The following is a 12461-nucleotide window of genomic DNA, read 5'->3' on the forward strand; positions in this document are numbered from 1 at the left end:
GTTCACGGTCCCGTCGGATCCTCCGGCGGGACCAACGCCTCGAACACCCCGAGGCCCGCGACCGCCTCGAGTTGCTCGAGGTAGTGCTGCACGGACCGGTGGACCGGCCGGAAGGGAACCATCGTCACGCCGGCCGCCGCGGCCGCGTGGAGTGCCTCCTCCACCCGATCGGGATCAGTGAGCGGGTCGAGCGCCCCATGGACGCCTGAGACGACCTCGAAGCCGGCCGGTCGTTCGGGGTGTTCGGCGAGCATGGTGCGCAGTGTCTGGAGATCCGGTGCGCCGGGGAGCCAACCGTCCGCCAGTGTGACGGCGCGGCGAAGTGCCCGTCGGGAGTGCCCACCGACCCAGAGCGGCACTCGCTCCTGCACCGCGCACGGGTCGACCACCAGCCCCGCGAAGTCGTAGAACTCACCGTGGTACTCGGGCTCCACCTGGGAGAGTGCCGCCCGCAGCGCCCGGATCGCGTCGTCCGCACGAGGACCGCGATCTTCGAACGCGGCCCCCAGGGTCCGGAACTCCTCCTCCGCCGTTCCGACGCCCAGCCCGAGGTTGACCCGGCCTGAGCTCATCCGGTCCAGCGTGCCGTATCTCTTCGCGATGGCCAGCGGGTGGTGGTAGCCGAGCACCAGGACGTTGGTGAGCAGCCGGATGCTCTTGGTGCGGGCAGCCAGCCAGGACAGCGTCGCCAGCGGGTCCCAGTAGCGCGTGCCACGGCCTTGTGGCAACTGTGGTGAGTGGATGCCACGGGGCATCGCGATGTGCTCGCTGCAGGTGAGGAAGTGGAAGCCCAGTCGGTCGGCGTGCTCGGCGACGAGGGTGATCTCGGCGATCCCCGCGGTGTCCTCCCACTCCGCGGTCAGGCCGGGGACCTTGACCACCACCGGCGTGGACACGCCCAGTCTCATCCGGCGTCCTGCGCACCACTGTCACTGGTCGTGTTGCCGATTCCGACGGCAGCGGCGCGGCCGGCCCTGCGGCCGAAGAACGTGCCGTCGCCCAGCGACGTGCCGCTGATGTAGCCCTGGCCGAACATGCCCGCGCTGGCCCGCCCGGCCGCGTAGAGGCCCGGGATCTCGTTGCCGGACACGTCGAGGACGCGACCGTCGACCGTGGTGCGGAGTCCCCCGAGCGTGAAGCCCGCGACGCCCGTCGTTCCGCCGCCACCCTCGCTGCCCGAGTCGAAGCCCTTCCTGGGATCGATCGCCGCGAAGGGCGCCTTCAGGGAGCGCAGCCACCGCTTGTTCTTGTGGAACTGCGGGTCCTCGCCCCGTTCGGCCCAGTGGTTGTACGCCGCGACGGTGCTCTCCAAGGACCCCTCCGGCAGGCCGAGCTCCTCCTCCAGCTCGCCCAGGCGCTCACACACGTGCGAGGGCCGGACGTTCCAGAGGTCGCGCTCGGGGATGTCGTCGTAGCCCTCCTGGTCGATGATCACCCAGTAGGGGCCGGGCTGGTGACGCACCGCGGCAACGCTGGCCAGGCCGGGATAGACGTCCTCGTTGATGAATCTCTGACCGAGGCCGTTGACCAGCATCCCCCGCGCGATCATCGCCGGCAGGACCTGGGCGGCGATCTGCGTCACCGACATGCGGCGTACGGCGGCTCCGATGGCGAGGCCCATCGAGATGCCGCTGCCGTCGTCCAGCCCGTCACTGACCTTGGCGTGACCGCTCAGCACCGGCGCGTGCTCGAAGAGCATCTCCTCGTTGTCGACGAACCCGCCCGTGGTCACGATGACGGCCTTTCGGGCGCGGTAGGTGACCGTGGTGCCGTACTGCCGGGCGACCACGCCCACGACCCGGCCGTCGTCGTCGAGCACGAGGCGGGTCGCGACGGTGTCGACATGGGTCTCCACACCGGCCGCCTTCACCGCGGCCACCAGCTTCTCCATGATCAGCCAGCCACCGAAGGACTCGGTCGCGGGCCGGTGGCCACGCGGCACGGCGTCGGCCAGCCGGTCGTAGGGCCAGGCGTTCTCGCCGAGCCACATCAGGCCGTCCTGGGTCGGGGGCATCCAGCTCTGGCCGTCGTACAGGCCGGGGTTGAAGGTCAGCCCGAGGCCGCAGAACCAGTCGAAGTGCTCGCGGCTGCCGTCGCAGTAGAGGCGGATCTTCTCCTCGTCGGCGTCGGGCCCGAGGGCGGCCTTCAGGTAGGCGAACATGTTGTCGGGGCTGTCCCGGTAGCCGGAGGACTGCTGCAACGGGGTTCCTCCGCCGAGGTAGAGCTCCCCGCCGGACATCGCCGACGAGCCGCCCGGGCCGCCGGCACGTTCGATGACCAGGACGTCGGCTCCCGAGCCCGCCGCCTCGAGGGCCGCGGCGCCTCCCGCGCAACCGAAGCCGACCACCAGCACGTCGGTCTCGTGGTCGAAGGCCTCGATGTCGGAGGCGTGGGCGGGCGCGAAGGTCGGTTTGCTGCTCATGGCCGGAAGTTAGCCAGCGCACCTGCCCGACCCGGGCATGATCCCGATCAGCGGGATCGGGGCGGGCGAACGGCGCCCGAGCACGAACAGCGCGGCGAGGCCAGCGGCCCCTGCTGCGGCGGCGGCGACCGCGAACGGGACATGGGCGTTGTACGTCTCGCCCAGGTGCCCGGCCAGCCAGGGGGCGAGCGCGGGCCCGGCGTTGCGCATCAGGTTGTACGCCGCGGAGGTCGTCGCGTGGTCGCTGGACGAGGACGACATCACTGCCTCGGTCATCATCGTGTTGCAGATCCCCAGGAGGAGGCCCGAGCACACCACCCCGGCAGCGAGGGCGGGCCCGCTGCCCGCGAGGAACGACATCACCGCGAGCAGGAGGGCGAAGCCGACCGTGGCACCCGCGAAGGTCGCCACGGTGCCGAAGCGCCGTTGCAGCGGCGGGCCGATCACGGTGGAGGAGAGCACCAGGGTCACGCCCCAGCCGCAGTAGACGAGGCCGACCACCTCGGGGCTCTGGGCCAGCGGGAACGGCGTGTAGGTGAACATCATCAGGAAGCCGGCGTTGTAGAGCAGTGCCGCGACCGAGAGGGTCAGCACGACCGGGTCCCGCAGGGCGCGAAACGTCGACGAGAACCTCGTGGGCGATCGTTCGTCCCGGTTCGGGGGCATCAGGACGACCAGGGACAGGGCGGCCACCAGCATCATCGACGAGGAGCCGAGGAAGGCGATCCGCCACGAGATCGCTCCCAGCAGTCCGCCCGCCAACGGCCCCGCCGCGATGCCGACCCCGACCGCGGCCTCGAAGAGCTTGACCGCCCGGCCGGAGCTTCCTCCAGCCTCCTCGAGCACGGCCACCAGCACGGTGGCCAGGAACAGCGCACTGCCCAGGCCCCATCCGGCCCGCGACACGATGACCCAACCGATGTCCTGAGCCGTGGTGGCCACCAGGCCGCAGGCGACGTTGACCAGCAGCGCCGCGATCAGCGACCTGCGGATGCCCAGGCGGCTCGAGACCATGCCGGTGAACGGCATCGCCCCACCGCACGCGACCAGGTAGACCGACACCAGCAACAGCGTCTCCGACGGCGAGGCGGAGAGATCGACACTCATCGGGCGCAGGATCGGAACCACGAGGCCCATGCCGATCGTCGCCGCGACCAGGGCGAACAGTGCCGCCCACACCGATCGGGGCAGGGTCATGTCAGGTCTCGGGTCACGGCGACGCGGAAGTCACGTCAGTACTTCCCGATGACCGTCTCGGCGAAGCGGCGCAGGGACTCGATCCGACCAGCTGTGGTCTGCTCCTCGCCGAACATCCGCCAGGGCGAGACACGGCAGATGGTCACCCCGGCCTCCTCGAGGTCGCGGTAGCCGGACACGTCGTGGACGTCGGTCGGCGACACGTCGATCTCGAAGGGCAGGTCGGCTCGGCCGTACTCCTCGCGCAGGACACCGAGTCGGGCGATGGCGACCTTCAGCTCGTCGGCGGGGACGTTGACCGAGATCCAGCCGTCGCCGATCCGCGCCGCGCGCTTGAGGCCGGCCTCGCTGTGCCCGCCGACGTAGACCGGGACCGGCCTGTCGGGGGCCGGGCTGATCATCAGCCGGTCGAAGTCGTAGTGCTTGCCGTGGTGCTCGACCCACTCGGGACCGTTGCCGGCGCAGACCGACTTGATGATCGCGATCGCCTCGTCGGTCCGGGCGCCACGCGTGCGCATGTCGGTGCCGGTGAAGGTGAACTCCTCCGGGATCCACGAGAGGCCCACGCCGAGGGCGATCCGGTTGTCCGACAGGACCGCCATCGTGGCGACCTGCTTGGCGGTGAGCAACGGGTCGCGCAACGGCAGCTTGAGCACGTTGGTCGAGATGATCAGGCGTTCGGTCACCGCGGCCAGCGCCGACATCATCACGAACGGGTCGGGCATGGGGGTCTCGCCGCTCCACATCCGCTTGCCGTCCGCGGTGTAGGGGTAGTCGGCGGAGACCTTCTCCGGGTAGAAGACCGAGTCGGACAGGCCGACACCGTCGTACCCGAGCTCCTCCGCGGCGACGGCGACCTCGAGCAGCTCCTTCGGGCCCATCATCGCGCCCGACAGCGCCCACTTCATCAGAACGCCTCGGGGCCGCGGACCACTGCTTCGGCGCCGCCGTCCATGAAGAGGATCTGTGCGGTGGTGTGCGTGTTCTCCGGGCGGACCAGCCACACGAGCGCATCGGCGATCACCTCCGGGCCCATCCAGCCGCCCAGCTTCGAGGGCACGGCCTTCTTCATCATCTCGACACCCTGCTCGGACGCGCGCAGGCCCTCGGTCATCGGCGTGACCACGACTCCCGGGCCCACTGCGTTCAGCGGGATGCCGGCGCCGGCCCAGTCCTCCGTGACGGCGGTACGACGCAACCACCGGGTCAGCGCGTTCTTGGACGAGGCGTAGAGCAAGGAGCCCTTCCCGTCGGCGTGCAGCTTCTCCGCGAGTGCGACGGCGCGCTCCTCGTCGCCGTCGAGGCAGGCGTCGACCACCTCTTGGTCGGTCGGCTGCGTCGACGAGATCGACGAGGTCACCGACACTCGCGGCGCCTCCGCGCGGGCCAGTGCCGGTCGCAGTCCCTCGAGGAAGTCGACGACACCGAAGAAGTTGACCTTCACGTCCAGCGGGCTCAGCGACGACGTGCCGGCGCACGCGACCACGGCGTCAACGACGCCACCGGTCTGCTCGAGCACGTCGGCGACCGCCTGCTCGCGGCCCTGACGGGTGGCCAGGTCCGCGACGACGTCGGCGTCGCGCAGGTCGACACTGATCACGTGGTCACCCTGTGCCGTGAGCATGGCGGCGGTGGCCGCTCCGATTCCGGATGCGGCGCCGGTGACGACGACCTGACGAGTCATGCGAGATCTCCCTGATGTCGTGGGTGGTCCGCTCAACCTAGGGAGCCGACCCTGCCGGCGTCGGCCGCATCCCGGACAACGGGATCCAGTCCTTGCCAGCGGGACGCCCCCGGCCTCGAGGCTTCGTACGTCGTACCGTCCGAGGAAATTGACTACTCCGAGGAGCGACATGGCCAACAAGGTGTGGGACGAGTTCTGCGACCAGCTGCGAGAGGCGGGGCAGGGGCTGATCGACGAAGCCGCCCCGCAGGATGCGCTCAACCAGGACGAGGGCGTCCGCTACCTGATCCGGCTGCTGCGCTACGCGTCCCTCAACGCGATCGAGAACTCCGACCCGATGTTCCCCGCGATCACCAATGCGCTCGATCCCAACCTCAAGTGCAAGATCGGCGCGGACAACCCGGACAACATCTACATGCGCGCCAACGTCTCGGGCAAGCACCGCTACCGGATCAGCGGCAGCCGCGGCACCGTGCCCCTGATGACGTTCGGATCGAAGGCCAACCGCTACCACATCGACGGCACGATGGCCTCGACCGGCGAGATCTCCAACGACGAGATCCCCGTCGACGCCGACGGCAACTTCAGCTTCATCGCCAGTGCGGATCGCCCCGCGGAAGGAGCCTGGCTCCCCCTCGCCGAGGACACCACCAACCTGGTCGGTCGGCAGTCCTTCCAGGATCGCAGCACCGAGGTCGCGGCACAGGTCCGCATCGAGCTCATCGACGAGATCCCCCGCCCGACCCCGATCGACAGCGACGCCTTCGCCCGCCAGCTCAAGCTGACCACGGACTTCGTCAAGGGCACCTCGGCTACGTTTGCCCGGTGGACGAAGCTCTTCATGGAACGGCCCAACGAGCTTCCCGACTGGGGCCAGGAGCTGTTCCAAGGGGCCGGCGGCGACCCGACCATCTTCTACCTGCACGGCTACTGGAAGCTCGCGCCCGACGAGGCCTGGGTGATCGAGACTGCGGTCCCGGACTGCGAGTACTGGAACTTCGTGCTGCAGAACTGGTGGATGGAGTCGCTGGACCACGACCGGATGAACACCTACATCAACAACCACACCGGCAAGCTCAACGACGACGGCACCCTGACGATCGTGGTCTCGGCCAAGGACCCGGGCTACGGCAACTGGATCTCCACCGCCTTCCACGAGGAGGGCACCGCCCTCATGCGCTGGGTGAAGGCTGACAACCACCCCCTGCCGACCTGCAAGGTCGTGAAGCTCTGAAGATCGGGGCAACCATCCCTGCTCGGGGGCGCGCTGCCCTCGAGCGGGGATTCGGCGCCATGGCCAGGGACCTCGAGTCCGCCGGGTTCGAGTCGGCCTGGGTGGGCGACCACGTCGCCATGCCGCGGACGCACACGTCGCGCTATCCGTTCTCCCCCACCGGCGAGATGCCGTGGCCCGCGACGGAGCCGTGGTGCGACTCCGTCGTGGCGATGGCGTCGATGGCCGAGGCGACCTCGACGATCAGGGTCGGCACGGGAGTGATGGTGGCCGGCCTGCGCAACCCCGTCGTCCTGGCCAAGCAGCTCGCCACCATCGACGTGCTCAGCGGCGGACGGCTCGAGCTGGGCGTCGGCGCAGGTTGGCTCACCGAGGAGTTCGGCATCGTCGGCCTCGACGCGAAGGATCGCGGACGCCGCCTCGACGAGGCCGTCGCCATGATCCGACGCTGCTGGGAAGGCGCGCCCGACGGCTTCGAGGGCCACTTCTACTCGCTGCCGGAGGGATCGCTCTTCTACCCCGTCCCGCTGCACGACGTGCCCGTCATCATCGGCGGTGTGTCGGAGCGCGCCTACGAACGGGTGGTCCGCTACGGCTCGGGCTGGATGGGCACCACGAACCTCAAGGACCTCCAGCGCGGCGCGGTCGAACCGATCACCCGGATCCGCCAGATCGCCACGGACCACGCCCGGGACCCCGACGAGATCGCCCAGCTCGTGCGGGTGCACACGGGGCCGTCGTTCGACGTCGACGGACTGGTCGCGGCGATTCCCCTGCTCCGGAACGCCGGCGTCGACGAGCTGCTGGTGGACATCCCGTGGTCCGGCGAGCTCGACCTGGCCCGGTGGTACGACCGGCTCAGCGCTGTCGCGGGCTGAAACTGGCGACAGGTCGATCAGAACTCACGACGGGTCGACCAGAACTGGCGACGGGTCGATCAGAACTCACGACGGGTCGACGGTTTGGGAGGCGAGCCGCATGGCTTCGAACCGACTGCTCAAGGACGCCGACGGTCGCATCAGCTCGACGTACTGGACGCCCATGTCCGCCGCCTCCAGGTAGACGAAGTCCATCTCCTTCGTGCTCCCCTGCTGTACGACGGCAAGGCCGGCACGCCGCGCCTCGTCGAGTGCGGCGTCGTAGTCCTCCGGGATCCACCCGAGGTGGTGCATGCCGGGCCCGGATCGCTCGAGGAACTCGGTGTAGAGGTTCACGCCTCGCACCGGCTCGATCAGCTCGATCTGCTGCGAGCCGGCGTACCCGAGCGACACGTGGATCACGAAGTCGGCCGGCTCACCCCGATAGGTCGTGCGCTCGGGGCTGAACGCGATGTCGCGCATGCGCGTCCAGATCGGCACGCCGAAGCTCGCAGAGTGGATCCGTTCGGCCTCGGCGAGGTCCTCGACGACGCAGCCGATCTGCATGATGGCGCCGTGGGCGACGAGGGGCATGACCTGCCTCCGTCAGCGCAGGCTGAACTCGACGCGGTCCAGCCCACCCTCGAACGGGAAGACGTGCGGGTAGTCCCCGACGGGAGAGCCCGACGTCATCGCGATGTCGAAGGTCTCGTCGATCGAGTAGAAGCCCCGCGGGGTGCGCTCCGTGCGTCCGCTGCCGAGGGCCACGCCGTCCAGGGAGAGCGTGATCGTGGCGCCCTTGCCGACGCCGCCACCGTCGTAGTCGACGTCGACCTCGAGGACGTGCGCACCGACGGCGACGGCGGTGTCGCCGGCCAGGCTCACGGTGCCGGCCTCGAAGGCCCTGAGCCGGAACTCGGGTCGGCCGTCCTCGGTGAGCCAGAGCGCCCAGCCGGCGGTGTTGCCGCCCATGGTGGCCAGGACGCCGCGGGACCCACCCTCGGGAACGTCGACGTGTGCCCGCATCGTCCACGAGCGACCGTTGAGCCGCGGGCCGTTGGACTCGGGGATCCCGAACGCACCGCGACGGTAGACGAACTCGGTCCGGTTGCCGGCCAGGTTCGGCGTGCCTCCGCGGCGGGTGCGCGCGTCGTGCAACGGCAGGATCTCGACGCGCGCGGCCTCGCGCTCGAAGAGCTCCTGGAGCTGGGCCAGCCTGGCGGGCTCGGACGCCGCCAGGTCGTGGGCCTGGCTGAAGTCACGGGTGGTGTCGTAGAGCTCCCACACGTCCTGGTCGAAGGGTGCGTCGGTCGGTGGCAGGCCCACGGTCCACGGCATCCCGGCCCGGTGGAAGGCCGAGGCGATCCACCCTTCGTGGTAGATCGAGCGGTGCCCGTACACCTCGAAGTACTGGGTGGTGTGGCGTTCGGGCACCTCGCCGTCCGCGAAACTGTAGACCAGGCTGGTGCCGTCCATCGGCGACTGCTCGACCCCGTTGACCACCTTCGGCGCCTCGATGCCGGCCGCCTCGAGGATCGTCGGCACCACGTCGTTCACGTGCGAGAACTGGGTGCGCAGGCCGCCGGCATCCTTGATGCCGGCGGGCCACGAGACCACCATCGGGTTGCGGGTTCCACCGAAGTGCGAGGCCACCTGCTTGACCCACTGGAACGGCGAGGTCATCGCCCACGCCCACCCTGCCGGGTACTGCGGGTAGGACTTCTTCCCACCGATCTCGTCGAGCCGTTCGAGCTGGGTCTCCAGCGGCTCCTGCATCCCCTGCAGGGCTCCGAAGTAGTTGATGCTGCCGAGGAGTCCGGCCTCCGCGCTGCTGCCGTTGTCACCGACGACGTAGACGAACATCGTGTTCTCGAACTGGCCGCTCTCCTTGAGGGCGTCGACCAGGCGACCGATCTGGGTGTCCGTGTGCTCCAGGAAGCCCGCGTAGACCTCCATCAGCCTCTCGGCCACCTGCTTCTGGCCGTCGCTCAGGGTGTCCCAGGCGGGCAGTTCCTCGGGGCGCGGCGTGAGCACGGTGTCCTCGGGGACCACGCCGAGCGCCTTCTGGCGGGCCAGGGTCTCCTCCCGTACGACGTCCCAGCCCTGGGCGAACCGTCCGCTGTACTTCTCGCTCCACGCACTCGGCACGTGCAGCGGCGCGTGCGTCGCGCCGGGGGCCAGGTAGAGCATGAACGGCTGGTCGGGAGCGACCGACTCCTGCATCTGGATCCACTCGATCGAGCGGTCGACCAGGTCCTCGGTGAGGTGGTAGTCGTCCCCGTCAGGTCGGTGCACCGGCGTGGTGCCGGCGTACAGGGTGGGCTCGTACTGGTGGGTCTCCCCGCCGAGGAACCCGTAGAACGTGTCGAACCCCCGACCGGTCGGCCAGCGGTCGAACGGACCGACCTGCGAGGTCTCCCAGGCCGGCGCCAGGTGCCACTTGCCGAAGCAGGCGGTGCTGTAACCGTTCTGCTTGAGCACCGTGGCGATCGTGGCGGAGCTGTCTCGCAGGATGCCCTGGTAGCCCGGCTGGTCGTTCGCGCTGTTCATCACCGTGCCGACGCCGGCCACGTGCGCGTCCCGGCCGGTCAACAACGCGGCCCGGGTCGGCGAGCAGATCGCGGTCGTGTGGAACCGGTTGTAGCGCAGCCCCTCCTCCGCCAGCTGCGAGATGGCGGGGGTCTCGATGATCCCGCCGAACGGCGCGGACGCACCGAACCCGACGTCGTCGAGCATCACGAGCACGACGTTGGGCGCTCCCTGGGGAGCGACGGGCAGGGAGAGGTCAGGCCGTTCGGTCATGTGACGATCCGTTCAGGTCGATCCGGGCAGTGTGTCGAACTCAGGCGCTCAGGAGGCCGGCGGCGTGAAAGCGGCCAGGGGCTCCGCACCCGACCAGTCGTGGCCCCAGTAGGAGTCCGCGGATATCTCCTCGGAGGTGTACCAGGTCTCGTCGACCAGCATGCCCTCACAGCCGTACTCGATGTCCCAGCCGCCGGGTGCCCGGACGTAGAAGGAGACCATCTTGTCGTTGGTGTGCCGGCCCAGGGTCGAGGAGATCGTGAAGCCGGCCTTCTGCACGTTGTCGAGCGAGCGACCGACGGCGTCGAGGGTGTCGACCTCCACCATCAGGTGGATCATGCCCGGCGCACCGCCGTGCGGGGCGGGGCAGACGGCGAGGCTGTGGTGCCGCTGGTTGATGCCCATGAACCGGATCCGGGCCTGGCTGCCGTCCTCCGCCGCAGGACCCACCTTCATCGCGCCGCGCGGGAGGAAGCCGAGGACCTCGGTGTAGAACGCGACGGTCTCCTCCATCTCCGTCGTCGGGAGCACCACGTGGCCCAGCCCGCACTTGCCGGTCACGAACTTCTGGCCGGCGCCGGTCAGGACGGGCGAGTGGTCGAGCACCGGGCCGAAGAACACCTCGACCGGGATGCCGGCCGGGTCGGTGAACGTCATGGCCGCCTCAACGCCACGGTGCGCCGCCTCCCCCGTCGACAACATCTTCACGGGGGTGCCGGCGGCCTCGACGGCGCGGCCGACGGCAGCGAGCGCGAACTGGTCGCGGACCTCCCACCCGACGGCGAGCACCTCGTCGGTCTCCCCAGGCAGGATGATCACCCGCGAGGACCGCTCGTCCATGCGCAGGTAGAGGCCGTCGGGTTCGGGGCCCGACCCCTCGGCGAAACCGAGCGAGTCGATCATCAGCTCACGCCAGCGAGGGACGTCGGTGGTCTGGACCTTGAGGTAGCCGAGGCCGCGTAGTTCCGTCATGGGATGTCCTTGTCAGTCGTTGGGTTGGGCCGGTCAGATCATCGAGCGCATCGGCCCGGCCGGCGGGTCGACGTCGAGGTTGGTCAGGGCCGAGGCGTGGAAGACCGAGCCCGGCACGTGGATCGCGTGTGCCATGCCCATGTGGGCGTCGCGCCAGAAGCGCTGGATCGGGTTGCTCATGCGCATCCCGTTGCCGCCGGAGCGACTGACGATCTCGTCGACGGCGCGTACGGCGCGCCAGGCCGCCTGCACCTGGATCCGGCGCCCGACGGCGCGCTCCTCGAAGGTCGCGGTGATGCCTGCCTCGGCCTGGTCGTGGAACCGGCTGATGTTCTCGATCAGGGCCGTGCGGGAGGCGGAGATCTCGGCGGCCGCCTCGCTGACCGCGTACAACGAGTAGGGGTCGTCCTTGATCTTCGTGCCGGTGACCGAGGTGCGGCCCTTCTGGTAGGCCAGGTGGTGGGCCAGGGCTCCCTCGGCGATGCCGATCACGGCCGAGGTGATGCCGAGCGGGAAGGCCTGCGAGAACGGCACGCGGTAGAGCGTGCCGAGGCCGGCCTCGATCGCCGCCGAACCGTCGGCGAGCTTGTCGTAGGCGAGCACCCGGTAGTCGGGGATGAAGGCGTCCTTGACGATGATGTCCTTGCTGCCGGTGCCCTTGAGCCCGACCACGTCCCAGGAGCCCTCGACGATCTCGTAGTCGGCGCGGGGCAGCACCACGTGGTACATCTGCGGCGGCATCAGCGCCTCGCCGGAGTCGTCGCCGAGCCAGGCGCCGAGGAAGATCCAGTCGCAGTGGTCGGTGCCGGAGGAGAACTGCCAGTGCCCGTTGAACACGTAGCCGCCGTCGACCGGGCGCAGCACGCCCATCGGTGCGTACGGCGAGGCCAGCCAGGTGTCCTGGTCCTGGCCCCACACCTCGTCCTGGACGCGGGAGTCCAGCATGGCCAGCTCCCACGGGTGTACGCCGACGATGCCGGCGACCCACCCCGAGGACCCGTCGAGGCTGGCGATCTTCATGACCGTCTCGGCGAACTCGCGCGGGTGCGACTCGAGGCCGCCGTGCGTCTTCGGCTGCAGCATGCGGATCACGCCTGACTCGCGGACCAGCTTCGCGGCCTGGTCGTCGAGCTTGCCCAGCGCCTCGTTGGCCGGCCCGAGGGCGGCGATCTGCTCCGCCGACTCCATCACGTTGTCGAGCACCTGGTTCGTCATGCGTCTTCCTCGCTTCTCGGGCCTTGTGGTCTGGGACCACAGTTGCGCGCGAACCCACCCGATGGGCGAGGTCTCTCG

General features: G+C 69.6%; 11 protein-coding genes. 2 read left to right on the forward strand and 9 right to left on the reverse strand.

From position 1 onward, the window contains the following. Positions 1-2: 2 nt before the first annotated feature. The 5 genes from ASD30_RS21810 to ASD30_RS21830 are packed head-to-tail and all read right to left on the reverse strand — an operon-like array spanning position 3 to position 5303. Positions 3-908: an LLM class F420-dependent oxidoreductase gene (locus ASD30_RS21810; RefSeq protein WP_056687119.1), complete on the reverse strand. Its 906-nt coding sequence runs from the start codon at positions 906-908 to the stop codon at positions 3-5. Continuing rightward, positions 905-2422, reverse strand: a complete 1518-nt coding sequence (locus ASD30_RS21815; RefSeq protein WP_056687122.1) for an FAD-dependent oxidoreductase — start codon at positions 2420-2422, stop codon at positions 905-907. The genes ASD30_RS21810 and ASD30_RS21815 overlap by 4 nt, the downstream gene beginning before the upstream one ends. 9 nt (positions 2423-2431) lie before the next feature. Beyond that, positions 2432-3619 (reverse strand): MFS transporter, encoded by a 1188-nt coding sequence (locus ASD30_RS21820; RefSeq protein ID WP_056687125.1) that lies wholly within the window; start codon positions 3617-3619, stop codon positions 2432-2434. A 35-nt stretch (positions 3620-3654) separates the two neighbouring features. Then, positions 3655-4527, reverse strand: a complete 873-nt coding sequence (locus tag ASD30_RS21825; RefSeq protein ID WP_056687128.1) for a TIGR03619 family F420-dependent LLM class oxidoreductase — start codon at positions 4525-4527, stop codon at positions 3655-3657. Then, the gene (locus ASD30_RS21830) at positions 4527-5303 is read right to left on the reverse strand and encodes an SDR family oxidoreductase (RefSeq protein WP_056687131.1); all 777 of its coding nucleotides are present in this window, start codon (positions 5301-5303) and stop codon (positions 4527-4529) included. The genes ASD30_RS21825 and ASD30_RS21830 overlap by 1 nt, the downstream gene beginning before the upstream one ends. 169 nt (positions 5304-5472) lie before the next feature. Between ASD30_RS21830 and ASD30_RS21835 the strand changes: the two genes are divergently transcribed. Next, positions 5473-6537, forward strand: a complete 1065-nt coding sequence (locus ASD30_RS21835) for a DUF1214 domain-containing protein (protein WP_056687134.1) — start codon at positions 5473-5475, stop codon at positions 6535-6537. 59 nt (positions 6538-6596) lie between these two features. Continuing rightward, positions 6597-7415 (forward strand): TIGR03619 family F420-dependent LLM class oxidoreductase, encoded by an 819-nt coding sequence (locus ASD30_RS21840; RefSeq protein ID WP_056687137.1) that lies wholly within the window; start codon positions 6597-6599, stop codon positions 7413-7415. Positions 7416-7481: 66 nt separating this feature from the next. Here the strand turns inward: ASD30_RS21840 and ASD30_RS21845 are convergent, their stop codons facing one another. From ASD30_RS21845 to ASD30_RS21860, 4 genes are read right to left on the reverse strand one after another with little or no spacing between them, the layout of a single operon-like run. After that, positions 7482-7988: a VOC family protein gene (locus ASD30_RS21845; RefSeq protein ID WP_056687139.1), complete on the reverse strand. Its 507-nt coding sequence runs from the start codon at positions 7986-7988 to the stop codon at positions 7482-7484. 12 nt (positions 7989-8000) lie between these two features. After that, positions 8001-10196, reverse strand: a complete 2196-nt coding sequence (locus ASD30_RS21850; RefSeq protein WP_056687143.1) for an arylsulfatase — start codon at positions 10194-10196, stop codon at positions 8001-8003. A 48-nt stretch (positions 10197-10244) separates the two neighbouring features. Next, positions 10245-11168, reverse strand: a complete 924-nt coding sequence (locus tag ASD30_RS21855) for a VOC family protein (protein WP_056687146.1) — start codon at positions 11166-11168, stop codon at positions 10245-10247. Between the two features lie 33 nt (positions 11169-11201). Continuing rightward, positions 11202-12383 (reverse strand): acyl-CoA dehydrogenase family protein, encoded by a 1182-nt coding sequence (locus tag ASD30_RS21860; protein ID WP_056687150.1) that lies wholly within the window; start codon positions 12381-12383, stop codon positions 11202-11204. Positions 12384-12461: the final 78 nt, after the last annotated feature.

It is taken from the genome of Nocardioides sp. Root140, from assembly GCF_001426745.1.
Classification (GTDB): domain Bacteria; phylum Actinomycetota; class Actinomycetes; order Propionibacteriales; family Nocardioidaceae; genus Nocardioides.

Coding starts and splice junctions, on each gene's coding strand:
- ASD30_RS21810 (WP_056687119.1), bottom strand. CDS start 908: ATGAGACTGGGCGTGTCCACGCCGGTGGTGGTCAAGGTCCCCGGCCTG.
- ASD30_RS21815 (WP_056687122.1), bottom strand. CDS start 2,422: ATGAGCAGCAAACCGACCTTCGCGCCCGCCCACGCCTCCGACATCGAG.
- ASD30_RS21820 (WP_056687125.1), bottom strand. CDS start 3,619: ATGACCCTGCCCCGATCGGTGTGGGCGGCACTGTTCGCCCTGGTCGCG.
- ASD30_RS21825 (WP_056687128.1), bottom strand. CDS start 4,527: ATGAAGTGGGCGCTGTCGGGCGCGATGATGGGCCCGAAGGAGCTGCTC.
- ASD30_RS21830 (WP_056687131.1), bottom strand. CDS start 5,303: ATGACTCGTCAGGTCGTCGTCACCGGCGCCGCATCCGGAATCGGAGCG.
- ASD30_RS21835 (WP_056687134.1), top strand. CDS start 5,473: ATGGCCAACAAGGTGTGGGACGAGTTCTGCGACCAGCTGCGAGAGGCG.
- ASD30_RS21840 (WP_056687137.1), top strand. CDS start 6,597: ATGGCCAGGGACCTCGAGTCCGCCGGGTTCGAGTCGGCCTGGGTGGGC.
- ASD30_RS21845 (WP_056687139.1), bottom strand. CDS start 7,988: ATGCCCCTCGTCGCCCACGGCGCCATCATGCAGATCGGCTGCGTCGTC.
- ASD30_RS21850 (WP_056687143.1), bottom strand. CDS start 10,196: ATGACCGAACGGCCTGACCTCTCCCTGCCCGTCGCTCCCCAGGGAGCG.
- ASD30_RS21855 (WP_056687146.1), bottom strand. CDS start 11,168: ATGACGGAACTACGCGGCCTCGGCTACCTCAAGGTCCAGACCACCGAC.
- ASD30_RS21860 (WP_056687150.1), bottom strand. CDS start 12,383: ATGACGAACCAGGTGCTCGACAACGTGATGGAGTCGGCGGAGCAGATC.